This is a genomic window from Nonomuraea sp. NPDC050478, from assembly GCF_044458265.1.
GTDB lineage: Bacteria > Actinomycetota > Actinomycetes > Streptosporangiales > Streptosporangiaceae > Nonomuraea > Nonomuraea ferruginea.
Window position 1 is genome coordinate 53,734 of record NZ_JBITHT010000008.1, and the last position, 15,328, is coordinate 69,061.

General features: G+C 70.2%; 16 protein-coding genes. 8 read left to right on the top strand and 8 right to left on the bottom strand.

The window, feature by feature from the left end:
• Positions 1 to 31: 31 nt before the first annotated feature.
• The 4 genes from ACIBF7_RS36020 to ACIBF7_RS36035 are packed head-to-tail and all read right to left on the bottom strand — an operon-like array spanning position 32 to position 4,175.
• A complete protein-coding gene (locus ACIBF7_RS36020; RefSeq protein WP_261808308.1) occupies positions 32 to 1,288 on the bottom strand; it encodes a S8 family serine peptidase in 1,257 nt (418 codons plus the stop codon).
• Positions 1,282 to 1,998, bottom strand: a complete 717-nt coding sequence (locus tag ACIBF7_RS36025; RefSeq protein WP_261808307.1) for a hypothetical protein — start codon at positions 1,996 to 1,998, stop codon at positions 1,282 to 1,284. The genes ACIBF7_RS36020 and ACIBF7_RS36025 overlap by 7 nt, the downstream gene beginning before the upstream one ends.
• A gap of 56 nt (positions 1,999 to 2,054) precedes the next feature.
• On the bottom strand, positions 2,055 to 3,236 hold the full coding sequence (gene moeZ, locus ACIBF7_RS36030) for an adenylyltransferase/sulfurtransferase MoeZ (protein WP_148029279.1): 1,182 nt from the start codon (positions 3,234 to 3,236) through the stop codon (positions 2,055 to 2,057).
• 42 nt (positions 3,237 to 3,278) lie between these two features.
• On the bottom strand, positions 3,279 to 4,175 hold the full coding sequence (locus ACIBF7_RS36035) for an alpha/beta fold hydrolase (protein ID WP_271276323.1): 897 nt from the start codon (positions 4,173 to 4,175) through the stop codon (positions 3,279 to 3,281).
• A gap of 118 nt (positions 4,176 to 4,293) precedes the next feature.
• Here ACIBF7_RS36035 and ACIBF7_RS36040 point away from each other — a divergent pair, with 118 nt between their 5' ends.
• Together ACIBF7_RS36040 and ACIBF7_RS36045 are read left to right on the top strand one after the other, a co-directional pair.
• Positions 4,294 to 4,659, top strand: a complete 366-nt coding sequence (locus ACIBF7_RS36040; protein ID WP_397199152.1) for a hypothetical protein — start codon at positions 4,294 to 4,296, stop codon at positions 4,657 to 4,659.
• A 658-nt stretch (positions 4,660 to 5,317) separates the two neighbouring features.
• A complete protein-coding gene (locus ACIBF7_RS36045; RefSeq protein WP_397199153.1) occupies positions 5,318 to 5,674 on the top strand; it encodes a hypothetical protein in 357 nt (118 codons plus the stop codon).
• Positions 5,675 to 6,451: 777 nt separating this feature from the next.
• Here ACIBF7_RS36045 and ACIBF7_RS36050 read toward each other — a convergent pair.
• Entirely contained in the window at positions 6,452 to 6,736 is a 285-nt protein-coding gene (locus ACIBF7_RS36050) for a hypothetical protein (protein WP_148029275.1), read from the bottom strand.
• Between the two features lie 316 nt (positions 6,737 to 7,052).
• Positions 7,053 to 7,973 carry a Ku protein gene (locus ACIBF7_RS36055; RefSeq protein ID WP_397199154.1) on the bottom strand — a complete coding sequence of 307 codons (921 nt, stop codon included), beginning with the start codon at positions 7,971 to 7,973 and terminating at the stop codon, positions 7,053 to 7,055.
• Positions 7,974 to 8,185: 212 nt separating this feature from the next.
• On the opposite strand from ACIBF7_RS36055, the gene ligD reads away from it, so the two are divergent.
• The 4 genes from ligD to ACIBF7_RS36075 all read left to right on the top strand — a co-directional run bounded on the left by ligD (position 8,186) and on the right by ACIBF7_RS36075 (position 10,316).
• Positions 8,186 to 9,070 carry a non-homologous end-joining DNA ligase gene (gene ligD, locus ACIBF7_RS36060; RefSeq protein ID WP_397199155.1) on the top strand — a complete coding sequence of 295 codons (885 nt, stop codon included), beginning with the start codon at positions 8,186 to 8,188 and terminating at the stop codon, positions 9,068 to 9,070.
• Positions 9,071 to 9,103: 33 nt separating this feature from the next.
• The gene (locus ACIBF7_RS36065; RefSeq protein WP_246639498.1) at positions 9,104 to 9,316 is read left to right on the top strand and encodes a hypothetical protein; all 213 of its coding nucleotides are present in this window, start codon (positions 9,104 to 9,106) and stop codon (positions 9,314 to 9,316) included.
• A 62-nt stretch (positions 9,317 to 9,378) separates the two neighbouring features.
• Entirely contained in the window at positions 9,379 to 9,999 is a 621-nt protein-coding gene (locus ACIBF7_RS36070) for a TetR/AcrR family transcriptional regulator (protein ID WP_148029272.1), read from the top strand.
• A gap of 83 nt (positions 10,000 to 10,082) precedes the next feature.
• Positions 10,083 to 10,316 carry a DUF3107 domain-containing protein gene (locus ACIBF7_RS36075; RefSeq protein ID WP_246639500.1) on the top strand — a complete coding sequence of 78 codons (234 nt, stop codon included), beginning with the start codon at positions 10,083 to 10,085 and terminating at the stop codon, positions 10,314 to 10,316.
• A 50-nt stretch (positions 10,317 to 10,366) separates the two neighbouring features.
• Here ACIBF7_RS36075 and ACIBF7_RS36080 read toward each other — a convergent pair whose 3' ends face one another.
• The gene (locus ACIBF7_RS36080) at positions 10,367 to 11,011 is read right to left on the bottom strand and encodes a ferritin-like fold-containing protein (protein WP_148029271.1); all 645 of its coding nucleotides are present in this window, start codon (positions 11,009 to 11,011) and stop codon (positions 10,367 to 10,369) included.
• A gap of 349 nt (positions 11,012 to 11,360) precedes the next feature.
• Between ACIBF7_RS36080 and ACIBF7_RS36085 the strand changes: the two genes are divergently transcribed.
• Positions 11,361 to 13,325 carry a DEAD/DEAH box helicase gene (locus ACIBF7_RS36085; protein ID WP_397199156.1) on the top strand — a complete coding sequence of 655 codons (1,965 nt, stop codon included), beginning with the start codon at positions 11,361 to 11,363 and terminating at the stop codon, positions 13,323 to 13,325.
• 155 nt (positions 13,326 to 13,480) lie between these two features.
• Entirely contained in the window at positions 13,481 to 14,365 is an 885-nt protein-coding gene (locus ACIBF7_RS36090) for an alpha/beta fold hydrolase (RefSeq protein ID WP_397199157.1), read from the top strand.
• Positions 14,366 to 14,370: 5 nt separating this feature from the next.
• Here ACIBF7_RS36090 and ACIBF7_RS36095 read toward each other — a convergent pair whose 3' ends face one another.
• Entirely contained in the window at positions 14,371 to 15,303 is a 933-nt protein-coding gene (locus ACIBF7_RS36095; protein ID WP_397199158.1) for a RecB family exonuclease, read from the bottom strand.
• Positions 15,304 to 15,328 lie beyond the last annotated feature (25 nt).

Below are 15,328 nucleotides of genomic sequence, written 5' to 3' on the forward strand. Positions count from 1 at the left end.
TCTGTGTCATTCGTCCCCGTAACAGGGCGGATCATGCGTCTTGGTCATTGTGCGCTCGTCGCACCCTCCTCACCAAGGCGAGGATGACCGCCACCGAGCCGACCGCGCCTCCGGCCGACGCCACCGCGATCGACGCGTGCAGCACGACGCGCCGCTCGTCCCTGTGGACGACCTTGACCGGGCCCGCGGCGCCGCCGCCGAGCGGCCGGTCGGGGTCGTGCGCCAGCGCGGCGGGCGCGGCCTCCGTGTGTCCGGCGAGCTTGGCCGCCTCGGCCAGCGCCCTGGCGGCGTTGACGACGCCGAAGCCGGTGCCGGTGTCGTAGCCGGTGGGCGGGCTGTCGACGGCCCCGGCGGCGAGGGCGCGGGCCACGAGCGGCGGCGACATCTTCGGGTATTTCGCCCTGACGAGAGCCGCGACGCCGGAGACCAGGGCGGTCGCCTGCGAGGTGCCCCGGCCCGTCCAGTACTCGTCGCCGGGACCCGCGCCCATGATGTCGACGCCGGGCGCGGCCACCAGCACCGAGGCGTTCCCGTTGGAGAAGGCCGCCCGCCGCAGGCCCGCGTCGGCCGCGCCGACCGCCACCACGCCGGGGAAGGCCGCCGGGTAGGAGTACGGGGCCGCCCCCGCCACCTTGCGGGTGCCCTCGTTGCCGGCCGCGGCGACCAGCACGACGCCCTTGCCGATGGCGTAGCGGACCGCGGCCCGGTCGGCCTTGCTGGCCAGCTCCTTCGAGATGGACAGGTTGATGACGTCGGCGCCCTGGTCGACCGCGTAGCGGATGCCCCTGGCCACCACGTCCTCGAACCTCGGGTCGACGTTGAACGTCCGGAACCCCGGCTCCTCGTCCTCCAGGATCACCCGTACTGACAGCACCTCGGACTCCGGGGCGACGCCGATGATCCCGTCGGCGCCGCCGGGGCCGTGACCGTGGCCGGCGATCAGTGACGCCATGTACGTGCCGTGCAGGCGACGCGGCGCCACCCCCGGCGCGTTGGCGCCCTCGGTGAAGTCCTCGCCCACGGTCACGGAGCCGGCCAGGTCGCGGTGGCCGGGGTCGACGCCGGAGTCGAGCACGGCCACGGTGACGCCCGCGCCCCGGCTGACCTCCCAGGCGGCGGGCAGGTCGAGTGTCTTGATGACCCGCTCCTGACTGGCCCGCACCTCGTCGGCCACCGCGGGCGCCGCGTCGAGCAACAGCACCCCGGCCACCGCCAGCGTCCCGGTCAGCGCGGCCTGCCCGCGCCCGCCTCTGCCGGGGCGCGAGGTACGCGGGCGGCGGGTCAGCACTGCCAGTCCTCGGAGGCGCAGTCGGGCATCCGCGGCATGGTCAGTTCGGCGAGGACGCGCTCGGAGATCTCGGTGGCGAAGGCGAAGACGGCCGGCCGCTGCTCGGCCGCGCCACCGGGCCGTCCGTCCACCTGACCGGCCGTGGTCAGCACCAGGTACGGCCCGGACTGGCGTACCGAGCCCCGCTGGCGCACCGCCGGCGCGAACCGGTCGGCCACCGTGCCGCGGAAGGCCAGCGGGAGCAGGCCGGGAACCGGCTCGCCGCCGGCGGGGAACGCGGACTTGGCCCGGGCGGCGCGCGCCGCGTCGGGCAGGGCGACGACGCCGATGGTGACGAGCACGCCGCGCAGGGCGTCGATGTACGTGGCGCGCAGCACGGCGCGGCACCCCGACTCCGTCAGCGCGGGGACGGCCACGGCGTCGACCGCGCCGGCGCAGCCGGTCGTCGGTGAGATGCCCAGCCTGCGGGCCCGCTCCTTGCCGCCCTGCTCGGCGGAGTAGGACAGCGTGGCGGGGAAGATGCGGCCGGCGTCCCAGGTGCGCCAGCGCTCGGCGACCTCGCGCTGGGAGGCCGCCCTGAGCTCGGCGGCCGTCGGGCCGCGGGTGAGCTCCGAGCTCACCGAGCTCGCCGCGACCCCGGCGGCCACCGCGCAGACCGAGGTCAGCGCGGAGGCCACCACCAGGATGGGCCAGAGGCGAGCGTTGTCCACAGGATCGACCTTAATGCGGCCGACCCTCCGCCATCCGCAGAAACCGGACCGCCGGTCTAGTACTCCGGCAGGCTCGGGTCGACGGTCTTGATCCAGCTCAGCACGCCGCCGCCGACGTGGACGGCGTCGGAGAACCCTGCGTCCTTGACGACCGCCAGGGCCTCTGCGGAGCGGGCGCCCGACTTGCAGTGGAGCACGATGCGCTTGTCCTGCGGCAGCTTCTCCAGGGCGGAGCCGTTGAGGAACTCACCCTTGGGGATCAGCGTGGCGCCGGGGATGCTCACGATCTCGTACTCGTTGGGCTCGCGGACGTCGACGAGGAAGATCCCGTCGCCGTTGTCCTGCATGGCCTTGAGCTCGCGGGCGGTGATGGTGGAGCCGGAGACCGCCTCGGCGGCCTCGTCGGACAGCGCGCCGCAGAACGCCTCGTAGTCTTCGAGCAGCTCGGTGACCGTCGGGTTCTTGCCGCACAGGACGCACTCGGGGTCCTTGCGGACCTTGACGTCGCGGTACTTCATCTCCAGGGCGTCGTAGATCATCAGCCGGCCCACCAGCGGCTCGCCGATGCCGGTGATCAGCTTGATGGCCTCGTTGACCTGGATGGAGCCGACCGACGCGCACAGCACGCCGAGCACGCCGCCCTCGGCGCAGGACGGGACCATGCCGGGAGGCGGGGGCTCCGGGTAGAGGCAGCGGTAGCAGGGGCCCTGCTCGGCCCAGAAGACGCTGGCCTGACCGTCGAAGCGGTAGATCGAGCCCCACACGTACGGCTTGCCCAGCAGCACCGCGGCGTCGTTCACCATGTAGCGGGTGGCGAAGTTGTCGGTGCCGTCGAGGATGAGATCGTACTGGGAGAAGATCTCCATGACGTTCTCGGTGGTGAGCGTGGTGTTGTGGATCACCACGTCGATCAGCGGGTTGATGGCGCGCACGGAGTCGGCGGCGCTCTCGGCCTTGGGCCGGCCGACATCGGCCTGGCCGTGGATGACCTGGCGCTGCAGGTTGGAATCGTCGACGACGTCGAAGTCGATGATGCCGAGCGTGCCGACGCCCGCCGCGGCGAGATACAGCAGCGCGGGCGAACCGAGGCCGCCGGCGCCCACACACAGCACCTTGGCGTTCTTCAGCCGCTTCTGCCCGGCCATCCCCACGTCGGGGATGATCAGGTGGCGCGAGTAGCGGCGCACTTCGTCAACGGTCAGCTCGTCAGCCGGCTCGACCAGCGGTGGCAACGACACTTTCTACGCTCCCGTTCCAGGGGTCTTATCTCCCTTTGAAACCTAGCCGGGCAGTGGGGCATTCCCCAATCGCGTCTCACCGATCAGACGACGCGTCTCCAGCGCGACGAGACGGGGCTGCTCCATCATCGCCACGTGCCCGGATCCGGGCAGCAGAACCAGCCTCACCTGGCGGAACGTGCGCGCCGCCCGGGCGGCCATGGCGGGCCTCACGAGCCGGTCGTGCCTGCCGTGGATGATCAGCGTGGGCGCCTCGACCCTGGCGGCCAACCGCCACAGCGACTGCGGGCCGCGGCGCAGGTATTCGGCCACGATGCCGCGGGCCGAGCCGAGCATGGCGGCGATGGTGTGCGGCAGGTCGTCGCGGCGGCGCAGCTCCTCGACCGCCTCGCTCAGCCGTACCGGATGGATCGCCCGCGCGTTCGCCCAGACCATGGCGAACGTGGCCTCGACACGCCGCTCCGCCGGGAGCAGCTTGAGCCTGCCCGCCAGCCACTCCCCCACCCAGGGCGTGGCGGCCGCCGCGACCCGGACCGGGCCGTACCTGGGGATCAGGTCGGGCAGCGCGGGCGAGACGAGTGTGAGCGAGCGCACCAGGTCGGGGCGGGTGGCGGCGACCCGCACGGAGACCGCGCCGCCGAGCGAGTTGCCGAACAGGTGGGCCGGGCCGGTGTGCTCCAGCAGGCCGATAACCGCGCGGGCGTGCGCGGGGACGCCGTAGTCGCCGTCGGAGGCGGCGGGCGAGCATCCGGATCCGGGCAGGTCGACGGCGTGACCGGTGACGACGTCCTTCAGCTCGTCCATCAGGTCGGTCCAGTTGGTCGCGGAGCCGGCCAGGCCGTGCACGAACACCGCCTGCTCGGGGGCGCCCTGCGGGGTCGATCTGACGTGCACGGGCCCGATCATCCGTCCCGGCCAGTGCGGGACCGGCTCTGCCATGGCTCCTCCTCATAACCATCCTGCTTAGGGGCGGTCTGCATTCCGTACAGACGCGTTTTCACCTCGCGCCGCAGGACATCAGCCGCGTACGTCCAACGATACGGACAGGGGAAATGTGATGAGGTTCAGCCGTGTCGCGGTGGTGCTCGCGGTCGCGGTCGTGGCGGGCGGCGGGTTCGCGACCGGCACGGCGGGGTCCGCCCGGGGGCAGGCCCCGACGGTGGCCGCCGCTGTCGGGGGAGCGCGGGACGGGGACGGGCGGGCGCCGAAGCGGTGCAGGTACGCGGTGCGCCGGATCGAGACGAGGCTCAACGTGCGCGGGGGGCCGGGGACCCGGTACCGGATCGTGGACAAGCTCTACCCGGGCGACTACGCGTGGGGGAGCTGCCGGAAGTTCGGCAGGTGGCGGAAGGTGCGGGGGGTGGACGCGGATCGGCTCGGGTTCAGCCACGCGTACTACCTGAGGCGGATCGACACCCGCTGACCGGACAGGTCCCGATTTTTCCTGCTTAGGGATCTAATCGATCTTTTGATACGCCGAGAACATGGCAAAAGCCACCACATGCCGTTTATGGCAGCCATCGCCGGAAAACATGAGAGCAGCGGCACCCAGCGTGATGTCAACGGCACTCATCGTGACGAACGGTCAGGGTCGACGACGCGGCACATGGCGCCACATCCACGGCATGCGCCGGAGGAGCCCGTCACATGCCTCCTCCGGTTGACGCCGGTCATGGAAGCGCCCCCGCGATAATTCGCTCGCTGGGTGCCGCCGTTTTCAGCGCGAACATGGCAGAAGAAGCAGCGATCGGACATGTTCGCGCGTTTCTTCTTTTCCGGAACAGCATTCATGAGGGCGCTCCGGCCTGCCCGTTTCCGCAGAGAATTCGTTGCGGGAGAACAGGCCGGAAAGGCGGTGCTCCACCTTCGCAGCCGCACCCCATTTCCACCTGAATCGGACATATCATGCCATTTTGCGAGAAAGATCTACAACCTGAGCAATAAGACTGTTATTGCATAGCAAAATAGGGCGAACTCCGTTTCATAGGCCACAGGCCGGAAATGACATTCACAGGATGACTCATTAGTAGCCGTCCAGATCGTCGAGAACGGGGCAATCCGTCCTTTAGGGGGAAAACGCAATGCCCAAGCTCAAGAGTGTTATCGCGGGCCTCGCCGTCAGCACCGCGCTTACCGGCGGCCTGGTCGCCGGAGGTGCGACCGCCGCCGTCGCCATGCCGACCACCGCGCCCGTCGTCGCCAACGACGACTTCGGCGACGACTTCGGCTTCAACAACGGCCTCGGCTTCGGCTTCTTCGGGCACCACCACTTCGGCAACCGCCACAGGTGCGGCCACCACCACGGCGGCGGCTGGGGCCGTCGCAGCAAGAACAAGCACATCTGCGTCGTGGTGCGGAACTTCAACTTCAACGAGAACAAGCAGCGCCGCCACGACCGTCACCACCACCGCCGTCACCACGGCAACCTCATCAACTAGGGCGAGCGACCTCGCCGACCGCCGGGTGCGGATGGGATGAGCGCTCGTTTTCATTGATGGTCGTCCGGTCCCTTTCCAGGGATGTGGTTTCCCGGCTCGTAGTGAATTCCGGGCTCTCGGGACAGGCCGTGTGCGATGGCGCGGCCTGTTCTGAGATTTCCTTTCTCGTCTCCACGGCAACTTCGAGGGCTCCGCCGGCAATGGCGCCGGCGGGGCCCTCATTGCGTCGTCTCATGGACGGCCGGGGCTTCCGAGCCCTCAGGATCCGCTCCTGGAGTCGGCCCAGGCGCCGAGCTCCCGCGCACCGCCGACGCCCGTATCCATCGGTGCGGCCCTTCTCACGAAAGGCCGCACCGCTGGATACGGGCTCTTCCATGTCCCCTGCGCACCCCTGAGCCAGGTTCGCGTCGCGCGTCACAAGGGCTCTCAGCGCTCCCGTAAGACAGCCCGACAAGGGACATGCCGAAATCCCCGCCTCCGGGGATGCGCCCGTGCACGACAAAAGAGAGGGCTCCCCCGGCGCCAGTGCCGGCGGAGCCCTCGAAGTTGCCGTGGAGACGAGAAAGGAAAACTCAGGACGGGCCGCGCCATAGAACGCGACCCGTCCCCGAGAGCCCGGAATTCACCACAGAGCGGAAACCGTATCCCCGGAAAAGGGGCCCGAACCGATCCTCAATGAGAACGAGCACTCATTCCTGCGCCGTCAACGACGATTGATCACTAGCCGACGTGTCATCCACTGGCTGCGCCATGCGACGGCCGGCGAGGTTGTCGACGTCAGTCGAGGTCGTCCCAGCCCCAGTTCCGGTGGTGGCGCCGGTGCTCGTTCGGGTTCCGGTTGATGTTGAAGTTCTCGACGATGACCCGGACTTGCTTGCGGTGGTGCTTGCGCCACCAGCAGCGGTGGCCGCAGTGCCCGCCGGTCAGGACCGACGTGCCCGCGCTGACCTGAGTGGCGGCAGCTGCGCTGGTGGTGGTCATGGTCGCGCCCGCGACCACGACGCCACCTGTCACGGCGGTGCTGAGGGCGAGGCCCGCGAGAACACTCTTGAGCTTGGGCATTGCGTTTTCCCCCTAAAGGTTCGATTGCCCCGTACTCAGGACCTTTCTTAAGGTCCAAGAAAGGTCCCCGGATGATGCTGAAGACTCATCCGGTAAGTGATATTCCCGTCACTCTGGGTGAGCAAACAGTCATCCTTCCATTTTGCTATGCATTAGCGTTGCTATTGCTTAAATTAAGCGTTTATAGAATGTAACTGCACGAATTGTCCGATATGTCCGCTAATGCAGGGCAAGCGCCGGCAGGATCATCCGGGTACGCGACCGTGTGGCCGCGCGTGAGAACGGACAGCGGGGGTGAGTCCAGGGGCAGGAGGCGTCAGGCCGACTTGCGGGCCTTCCGCTTGGCGGGGGCCTTCTCTTCCTGGCCCTTCTCTTCCTTGGCCTTCTCGTCCTTGGCCCTGTCGTCCTTGGCCTTCGCCTTGCCCGAGGCGGCCCGCTTCGGCTTGGCGGGAGCGCCCTCGCGCTCGCGCTTGGCGGCCTCGACGCTGGCCCGCAGCGCCGCCATGAGGTCGACGGCGGGGCCGCCCTCCTCCTCGGCCTCCGGAGGCGTGATGACCTCCTTGCCCGCCACCTTCGCCTCGATGACCTCCTGCAGCGCCTCGCGGTAGGTGTCGTGGTACTCGGCCGGGTCGAAGTCGGCCTCCATCGTGGAGATCAGCGACTCGGCCATCTTGAGCTCCTGCGTCCGCACGTCGATGTCCTCGTCCAGGAACTCGAAGTCCGGCTTGCGGATCTCGTCCGGCCACAGCATGGTCTCCAGCACGAACACCCCGTCGCGCACCCGCAGCGTCGCCAGCGACTCGCGCTGGCGCAGCGCCACCTTGACCACCGCCACCTGGCCGGAGCTCTCCAGCGCGTCGCGCAGCAGCACGTACGACTTGGCCCCCTGCGCGTCGGGCTCCAGGTAATAGGACTTGGCGAAGTAGATCGGGTCGATCTGCTCGGCGGGGGCGAACTGCAGCACGTCGATCCGGCGGGAGGTGCTCAGCGGCAGCCCTTCGAAGTCCTCGTCGGTGAGCACGACCATCTCGCCCGTGGCCAGCTCGTAACCCTTGGCGATGTCCGCGTACGCGATCTCCTCGCCGTCGAGCGTGCACACCCGCTTGTAGCGGATGCGGCCGCCGTCCTCGCGGTGCACCTGGTGGAAGCTGACGTCCTTCTGCTCGGTGGCCGAGTAGAGCTTCACCGGGATCGTGACCAGCCCGAAGGAGATCGCACCTTTCCAGATGCTGCGCATGGGCAACTCCTCAGTAGTGTCGGGCGGTTCGCCAACGGGGACATACCCGTCCCGGTGCGACCAATGCCATAGCTCGTCGAACCCATGCGGGCCGGTCCTGTGGCGTTATCGATGGGTTAGACCCGACCTCGTCGGGGAGGTGGCGTACACGAAGGCCGCGCCGTCCCGTGTGGCGCGGGCCCGGAGAAGCTGCCCCCGGAGGTGACGGCCCGATGAGCCCGGCGAGCAAGGTCCCGGTGCGGGTGGACGGGCGGGAGCTCGTCCTGAGCAACCTGGACAAGGTGCTCTATCCCGAGTCCGGCTTCACCAAGGCCGAGGTCATCGACTACTACAGCCGGATCGCCCCGGTGCTCCTGCCGCACCTGGAAGGCCGGCCGCTGACGGTCAAGCGCTTCCCGAACGGCGTCGAGGGCATGTCGTTCTTCGAGAAGAACGCCCCCGAGCACACCCCCGGCTGGGTGCGCAGGGCGCGGCTGCCGGCGCCCGGCAGCACCAAGGACCGCGACACCATCGACTTCGCCCTGATCGACGACCTGCCGGGGCTGGTCTACTACGCGAACCTGGCCGCGCTGGAGCTGCACGTGCCCCAGTGGCGGGTGGACGGGGAAGGACGCGCGCTTCCGCCGGACACGCTGGTGTTCGACCTGGACCCCGGGCCCCCCGCGACGATCGTGGAGTGCTGCGAGGTCGCCCTGATGCTGCGCGAGGTGCTGTCGGCCGACGGCCTGGAGGCCAGGCCGAAGACCAGCGGGAGCAAGGGCATGCAGCTGTACGCCGCGTGGGACGGCCGCGAGGAGCCGTCGGCGTACGCCAAGCGGCTGGCCCAGGCGCTGGCGAAGCGGCACCCCGGGCGGATCGTCAGCGTGATGGCGAAGAAGCAGCGGCCGGGCAAGGTCTTCATCGACTGGAGCCAGAACAACCCCGCCAAGACCACGGTCGCGCCATACTCGCTGCGGGCCAGGACGCGTCCGACGGTTTCCACGCCACTGCTGTGGAAGGAGGTCGAACGCTGCGAGAGCCCGGAAGACCTGGTGTTCACGTCGTCCGACGTGCTGGCCAGGATGGAGAAGCACGGCGACCTTTTCAGCCGGGCGTAATCTGGTTCAGTCCACACGAAGAGGGGGACCGACATGTCGGAGATGGACGTACGCGGGGACGACGACAACTTCGCCGATGACCAGGAGCTGCCGATCGAGGCGACGCCGGCCGACGCCGCCGAGCAACAGCGCCCGCTGCGGGAGGACGACGAGCAGTGGCGCCTCGAGCTTCCCCTTGAGGTCAACCCGGCCGACGCGATCGAGCAGGACCGCGTGGTCGGGTACGACGACGACGACTATCGCTGAGGTGATGACTACCCGCCCGTAGGATGTCGGCAGACCCGGCACGAAACCCGTTGGAGACCCGTGTGACCGCTACCCCGGACGCCAAGCCCCGGGGCACCCGGCTGCCCCGACTCGCCCGCCGCAGGCAGCTGCTGAGCGCGGCGCAGGAAGTGTTCGTGGAGAACGGCTACCACGCGGCCGCCATGGACGAGATCGCCGACCGCGCGGGGGTCAGCAAGCCGGTGCTCTACCAGCATTTCCCGGGCAAGCTGGAGCTCTACCTCGCGCTGCTCGACCTGCACGTCGACGACATGGTCACCCGGTGCAGGGAGGCGCTGGCCTCCACGACCGAGAACAAACTGCGGGTGCAGGCGACGTTCAGCGCGTTCTTCGACTTCGTCTCCACCCAGGGCGAGGCGTTCCGGCTGGTCTTCGAGTCCGACCTGCGCAACGTGGCGCCGGTGCGGCAGCGCGTGGAGCGCTCGCTCAACGAGTGCGCCGAGATGGTCAGCGCGGTGATCCAGGAAGACACCGGCTGCACCAGCGACGAGGCCCACCTGCTGGGCGTCGGGCTGGTCGGCATGGCGGAGGTGAGTGCCCGCTACTGGGTCAGCGAGCACGGCTCCATCCCCAAGGACGCGGCCGAGCAGCTCATGGCCCGGCTCGCCTGGCGGGGCATCAGCGGTTTTCCGCGTACGGCTTAACCCGTTCGCTGGGCGCGATCAGCTGCGCTTTTCCGGCGTCGAACGGCCACGATGAGGGAAGCCCCGCCCCGTGGAAAGGGAGCATGATGGAAATCAAGATCGGCGTGCGTTCGGTGCACCGTGAGCTCGTTGTGGAGACCGACCTGTCGTCCGAGCAGGTCGAGGAGGAAATCCGGAAGGCCCTTGCCGCCGATCGCGGCGTGTTCGCCATCACCGACGTGAAGGGCAGGCGTGTGGTGGTGCCGGTGGCGTCGCTGGGCTTCATCGAGATCGGCGAGGACGAGTCGCGTCCCGTGGGCTTCGGCGGCACCCTCTAGGCGCCGCCGCCCGGGAGCCGCCTTGAGGCGCGGCTCCCGGGCGTGACGCCTCAGATGCCGAGCGCCGCCATGCGCTTACCGTGCTGCTCCGTCAGTTTGGCGAACAGGCGGGAGATCTCCGCCTGGTCGTTCGCGCCCGACTCCACCAGCATGAGCGCCAGCTCCGGGCGTTCCGCCGCCACCCGCTGGCCCTGGCTGAGCGCCTCGCCGACGAGCCGCCTGGCCCACAGCGCCAGCCGCCCGCTCACCGCCGGGTCCGCCGCGACGCCGGCCCGTACGCGCTCGACGGCGAACTCCGCCCGCCCCTCGTCCGTCAGCACCTCGTCGACCAGCTCCACGATCGACGGGTCCAGCCTCCGGGCCGCCTCACGATAGAAGTCGAGCGCGATGCCCACCCCCACATAGGCCTTGACCAGGGCCTGCAACCAGTCGGCCGGGCTGGTCTGGGTGTGCCAGGCGTCCAGCGCCCCGGCGAACGGCTGCATCGCCCGCTCCGGGTCCGCCCCCAGCTCCCGCAGCCGGTCGTAGAGCAGCCGGAAGTGCTGATACTCGGCGACGGCCAGCTCGCACAGCGCCGTCCGGTCGGCGAGCGTGGGCGCCAGCGTGGCGGCGTCCTCGGTCATCCTCGTGAATGCGCTCAGCTCGGCATAGGCCAGGACGCCGAGCAGGTCGGCGACCCCAGGAGACTCGTTCATGGAAGGCAGCGTACTTCCGGGAATCTTCGGGAACATCCGTAAGCCTGGTCAGCGTTGTGGTATCGAGTACACTGCTCTGAGAAAGTGCGACCGCACTGTGTACATTCGGGGGTCTCTCCTCCGAATCCCCCGATCCCCGGGTGCGCGGTCGTAATGACGCGAGAGGGCTGGCTCTACCGCGAGGACCCAGATACGAGGTCGGATTTCCGCCCGTAGGTCCCGGCAGGCCCGCCTTCATTTGAGACTGAGGCAGGCCACGCTGACGACTTTCCGAGACCTCGGAGTCACACCAGAAATCGCCGATGCCCTCGAGACCGAGGGCATCACGACACCGTTCCCGATCCAGGAAATGGCGCTTCCGCTGGCGCTGAACGGCCAGGACCTGATCGGCCAGGCCCGCACGGGCACCGGCAAGACCTACGCGTTCGGCATCGCGATGCTGCAGAGCATCGGCAAGCCGCGCAAGAACCGCAAGAAGCCACGCGGGCTGGTCGTCGTGCCGACCCGCGAGCTCGCCACCCAGGTGAGCGAGGACCTGGTCACCGCCGCCGGCAAGCTCGGCTCGCGGGTGCTCACCGTCTACGGCGGGCGCGCGTACGAGCCGCAGATCGAGGCGCTCAAGGCGGGGGTCGACGTCATCGTCGGCACCCCCGGCCGGCTGCTCGACCTGGTCAAGCAGAAGCATCTCGACCTCGGCCAGGTCAACACGCTGGTCCTCGACGAGGCCGACCGGATGCTCGACCTGGGCTTCCTGCCGGACATCGAGCGGATCTTCAAGCTGATCCCGGCGGAGCGGCAGACGATGCTGTTCTCCGCCACCATGCCGGGCGAGATCGTCACCCTTTCCCGCAAGTACCTCAGCCGCCCCACCCACGTGCGCGCCGAGAACGAGAGCGGCGAGGCCGAGACGACCCCGCAGGTGCGCCAGATCGTGTGGCGCGCCCACCGGATGGACAAGATCGAGATCGTGTCCCGGCTGCTGCAGGCCGAGGGCCGCGGGCTCACGATGATCTTCTGCGAGACCAAGCGCGCCTGCGACATGGTCTCCGAGCAGCTCGACACCCGCGGGTTCGCGGTCGCGGCCGTCCACGGCGACCTCGGCCAGGGCCAGCGTGAGCAGGCGCTGCGGGCGTTCCGCAACGGCAAGGTCGACGTGCTGGTCGCCACCGACGTGGCGGCTCGCGGCATCGACATCGACGACGTCACCCACGTGGTCAACTACGACTGCCCCACCGACGACAAGACCTACGTGCACCGCATCGGCCGCACCGGCCGGGCCGGGCGCACGGGCATCTCGGTCACGTTCGTGGAGTGGGAGGAGCTGACCCGCTGGAAGATGATCAACCAGATGCTGGGCCTCGACTTCCCGGAGCCCGAGGAGACCTACTCCACCTCTCCTCACCTCTACACCGAGCTCAACATCCCCGAGGGCACCAAGGGCGTGCTGCCGCACGCCAGCCGCTCCCGGGCGGGCCTCTCCGCGGAGCGCATCGAGGACCTCGGCGAGACGGGCCGGCCACGCGCGCGCGGCCGGCGCCGCGACGAGCGTGAGGAGCGAGAGCGGGAGCGGGAGCGTCCGGCCCGCACGCGCCAGCGCCGCCGCACCCGCGGCGGCAGGTCCGCGGAGGAGAGCCCCGCGGGCAGCCCTGCCGTCGAGACGCCGGAGGTCGAGCTCGTGACCGGTCGCTCCAGCCAGCACCAGGAGGAGACGCCCGCGATCATCACCACGGAGGAGGTGGCGACGGCCGCCGAGCCGCGCCGCCGCACCCGGCGGTCCGCCGTCCAGGAGGAACAGGTCGCGGACGTCACCGCCCGCCAGGAGCGGTCCGTCACGGCCCCGCCGAGCGACCGGATCCCGGCCCCTCCGCGTGACGAGATCGCGACGCCGTCGCGTGATCGGGTCGCGGCCTCCCAGCGGGACGAGGTCGTGCCGCCGTCGCGTGACCGGATCCCGGCCGCCCAGCGGGACGAGGTCGTGCCGCCGTCGCGTGACCGGATCCCGGCCGCCCAGCGGGACGAGGTCGCCACGCCGTCGCGTGACCGGATCGCCGCCTCCCAGCGGGACGAGGTCGTGCCGCCGGCACGCCAGGAGACCGAGTCCTCGTCGCGTGACGAGGCCACGGCGCCGGGCGAGCCGGAGTTCGCCGCACCCCGGCGCGAGCCGGAGCGGATCATCCCGGCCAGCCCGTTCACGGTGATCTTCCAGTCACCTGACCTGGCGACGGACGACGACGACATCGCGCCGTCGGCGGCCACGGAGCGCAAGCAGCAGCGCCGCGGCGGCAACCGCGGCAACCGCCGCCGCACCGGCTGACACGTTCGGCGAAAGGCGCGCATCCCGGTCGGGGTGCGCGCCTTTCCGCATGTCACGGGCTTTCTCACGGACATGGGCACGACTCGCCCCAGATCGCACCGGCGTACCGTGTTCACCGGTGTCGAGGTGGTGGGCTCTGGGTATTGTTGCCCCACGTGAGTACGCCGCGATTCCTGCACCTGCCTCCTGGCGTCACCCCACGCAAGATCGAGACCGACCGCGGCATGTTCGCGGCCCTCGAGGCGCTGCCGGCGACCGGCGTGGTGGAGCGATGGCCCGCGATCCTTCTCCCGGGCCTGACGGGCAGCAAGGAAGACTTCATCGCGGTGCTGCAGACGCTCGCCCTGTCGGGCCGCCGCGTGCTGGCCGTCGACCTGCGCGGCCAGTACGAGACGCCGGGCCTCGACGACCCCGCCGCCTACACCTGCGCGGCGCTGGGCGCCGACGTCGACGCGCTCGCCCAGCGGTTCGGCGACGGCGAGCCGGTCCACCTGGTGGGCCACTCCTTCGGCGGGCTGGTGGCGCGCGAGGCGGCGATCGACGGGCGCACCAAGTTCGCCTCGTTCACGCTGATGGGCTCCGGCCCCGCGGGCATCACCGGCAAGCGCGCCGGACACGCCCGATGGCTGACGCGCACGATCCCCCTGTCGGGGCTGGAACACGTGTGGCATGCCGGCTTCGAGCCGGAGGCGCTGGCCGCGGGCGTGCCCGACGACATCCTGGCCTTCCTGCGCCAACGGCTGCTGTCCAACTCGCCGACGGGTCTGGCGCGCATGGCCGAGGAGGTGGTGTCCGTGCGCGACCGCACCGAGGAACTGCGCCAGATCGAGGTGCCCACGCTCGTTCTGTACGGGGAACACGACGACGGCTGGCCCGCCGAGACGCAGCAGGAGATGGCGGCGGCCCTGGGCGCCGACTGCGTGGTGGTGCCGGGCGCGGCCCACTCACCCGCGGTGGAGGCCCCGGAGACCACGGCGGCGGCGCTCGTCAGGTTCTGGAACGAGGCCGAGAGCCACACCCTCGACACCCGCGCCACCTGACAGCGTCACTCCGCCAGGCCGTCCCAGGGGCGGTGCTCGGGGGCGGCGGTCAGGCCTTCGGGGCAGTGGCGGCGGAAGTCGCACCAGCCGCAGATCGGGCCGGGGCTGGGGGCGAACACCTCGTCCAGCTCCGCGGGCACGCGTGGCGGGCTCACCAGGGGCCGGTCACGCCGTTCGGGGGCCGGCGCGTCGTCACGGGCCGCCGGTGAACGGCCCGCGTCGCGGGGCCGAGGGCGCTTGGCCTGGGCCGGCTCGCCCATCACCGTCCGGTAGCGCGCGTCCGCCTCCGCCGCCTCCAGCGCGATCTCCTCGGCGCGCCGCAGATGGCGGTCGAGCGACTCGTCCGTGTGACGCCACTGCACGATCTCGCCCGTCGGCAGGTGGTGCAGCTCGACGGCGTGGGCCGGGGTGCGCATCATGCGGGACGCCGCCACCGCGTAGATCGCCAGCGCCAGCGAGGAGCGCGCGTCGTCCTGCGTGAGCGGCCGCCGCCCGGTCTTGTAGTCGACCACCACCAGCTCGTCGCCGCGCCGGTCGAGCCGGTCGATGCGGCCGGAGACCGCGATGACCGAGGTCCGGGTGGCCACGGTGCGTTCGACGCCGACCGGGTCGTCGGACGGGTCGAGCGTGGCCACGTATCCGGAGACCAGGTCGCGGCCGCGGCCGAGCCACTGCGCCGACTGGGCCTCGTCCCTGAACCCCTCGGTGATCCAGCCCTTGGTGAGTAAGACGGCCGCCGTCAACGGCGTGCGCCGCTCGTACGGCTCCCGCCACCACGCCGCCAGCGCGTTGTGGACGCTCGCCCCGACGCTGTTGTGCGCCCAGCCCGGGCCCTTCGACGGCTGCGGCCGGTCCAGGTAGGTGAACCGGTAGCGGCGCCCGCAGTCGAGCCAGGCGTTCAGCCGCGACGGCGTGCACGAGTAGAGCCGCCGCGGCATCCCATCCAGCGGAAGCTGGTCGTAC

Excerpts from the sequence above, each read along its gene's own strand:
- ACIBF7_RS36055 (WP_397199154.1), bottom strand. The coding sequence starts at position 7,973 with ATGCGCAGCATCTGGAAAGGTGCGATCTCCTTCGGGCTGGTCACGATC.
- ACIBF7_RS36095 (WP_397199158.1), bottom strand. The coding sequence starts at position 15,303 with ATGCCGCGGCGGCTCTACTCGTGCACGCCGTCGCGGCTGAACGCCTGG.
- ACIBF7_RS36075 (WP_246639500.1), top strand. The coding sequence starts at position 10,083 with ATGATGGAAATCAAGATCGGCGTGCGTTCGGTGCACCGTGAGCTCGTT.
- ACIBF7_RS36050 (WP_148029275.1), bottom strand. The coding sequence starts at position 6,736 with ATGCCCAAGCTCAAGAGTGTTCTCGCGGGCCTCGCCCTCAGCACCGCC.
- ACIBF7_RS36035 (WP_271276323.1), bottom strand. The coding sequence starts at position 4,175 with ATGGCAGAGCCGGTCCCGCACTGGCCGGGACGGATGATCGGGCCCGTG.
- ACIBF7_RS36065 (WP_246639498.1), top strand. The coding sequence starts at position 9,104 with ATGTCGGAGATGGACGTACGCGGGGACGACGACAACTTCGCCGATGAC.
- ACIBF7_RS36080 (WP_148029271.1), bottom strand. The coding sequence starts at position 11,011 with ATGAACGAGTCTCCTGGGGTCGCCGACCTGCTCGGCGTCCTGGCCTAT.
- ACIBF7_RS36040 (WP_397199152.1), top strand. The coding sequence starts at position 4,294 with ATGAGGTTCAGCCGTGTCGCGGTGGTGCTCGCGGTCGCGGTCGTGGCG.
- ACIBF7_RS36045 (WP_397199153.1), top strand. The coding sequence starts at position 5,318 with ATGCCCAAGCTCAAGAGTGTTATCGCGGGCCTCGCCGTCAGCACCGCG.
- ligD (WP_397199155.1), top strand. The coding sequence starts at position 8,186 with ATGAGCCCGGCGAGCAAGGTCCCGGTGCGGGTGGACGGGCGGGAGCTC.
- ACIBF7_RS36085 (WP_397199156.1), top strand. The coding sequence starts at position 11,361 with ATGGCGCTTCCGCTGGCGCTGAACGGCCAGGACCTGATCGGCCAGGCC.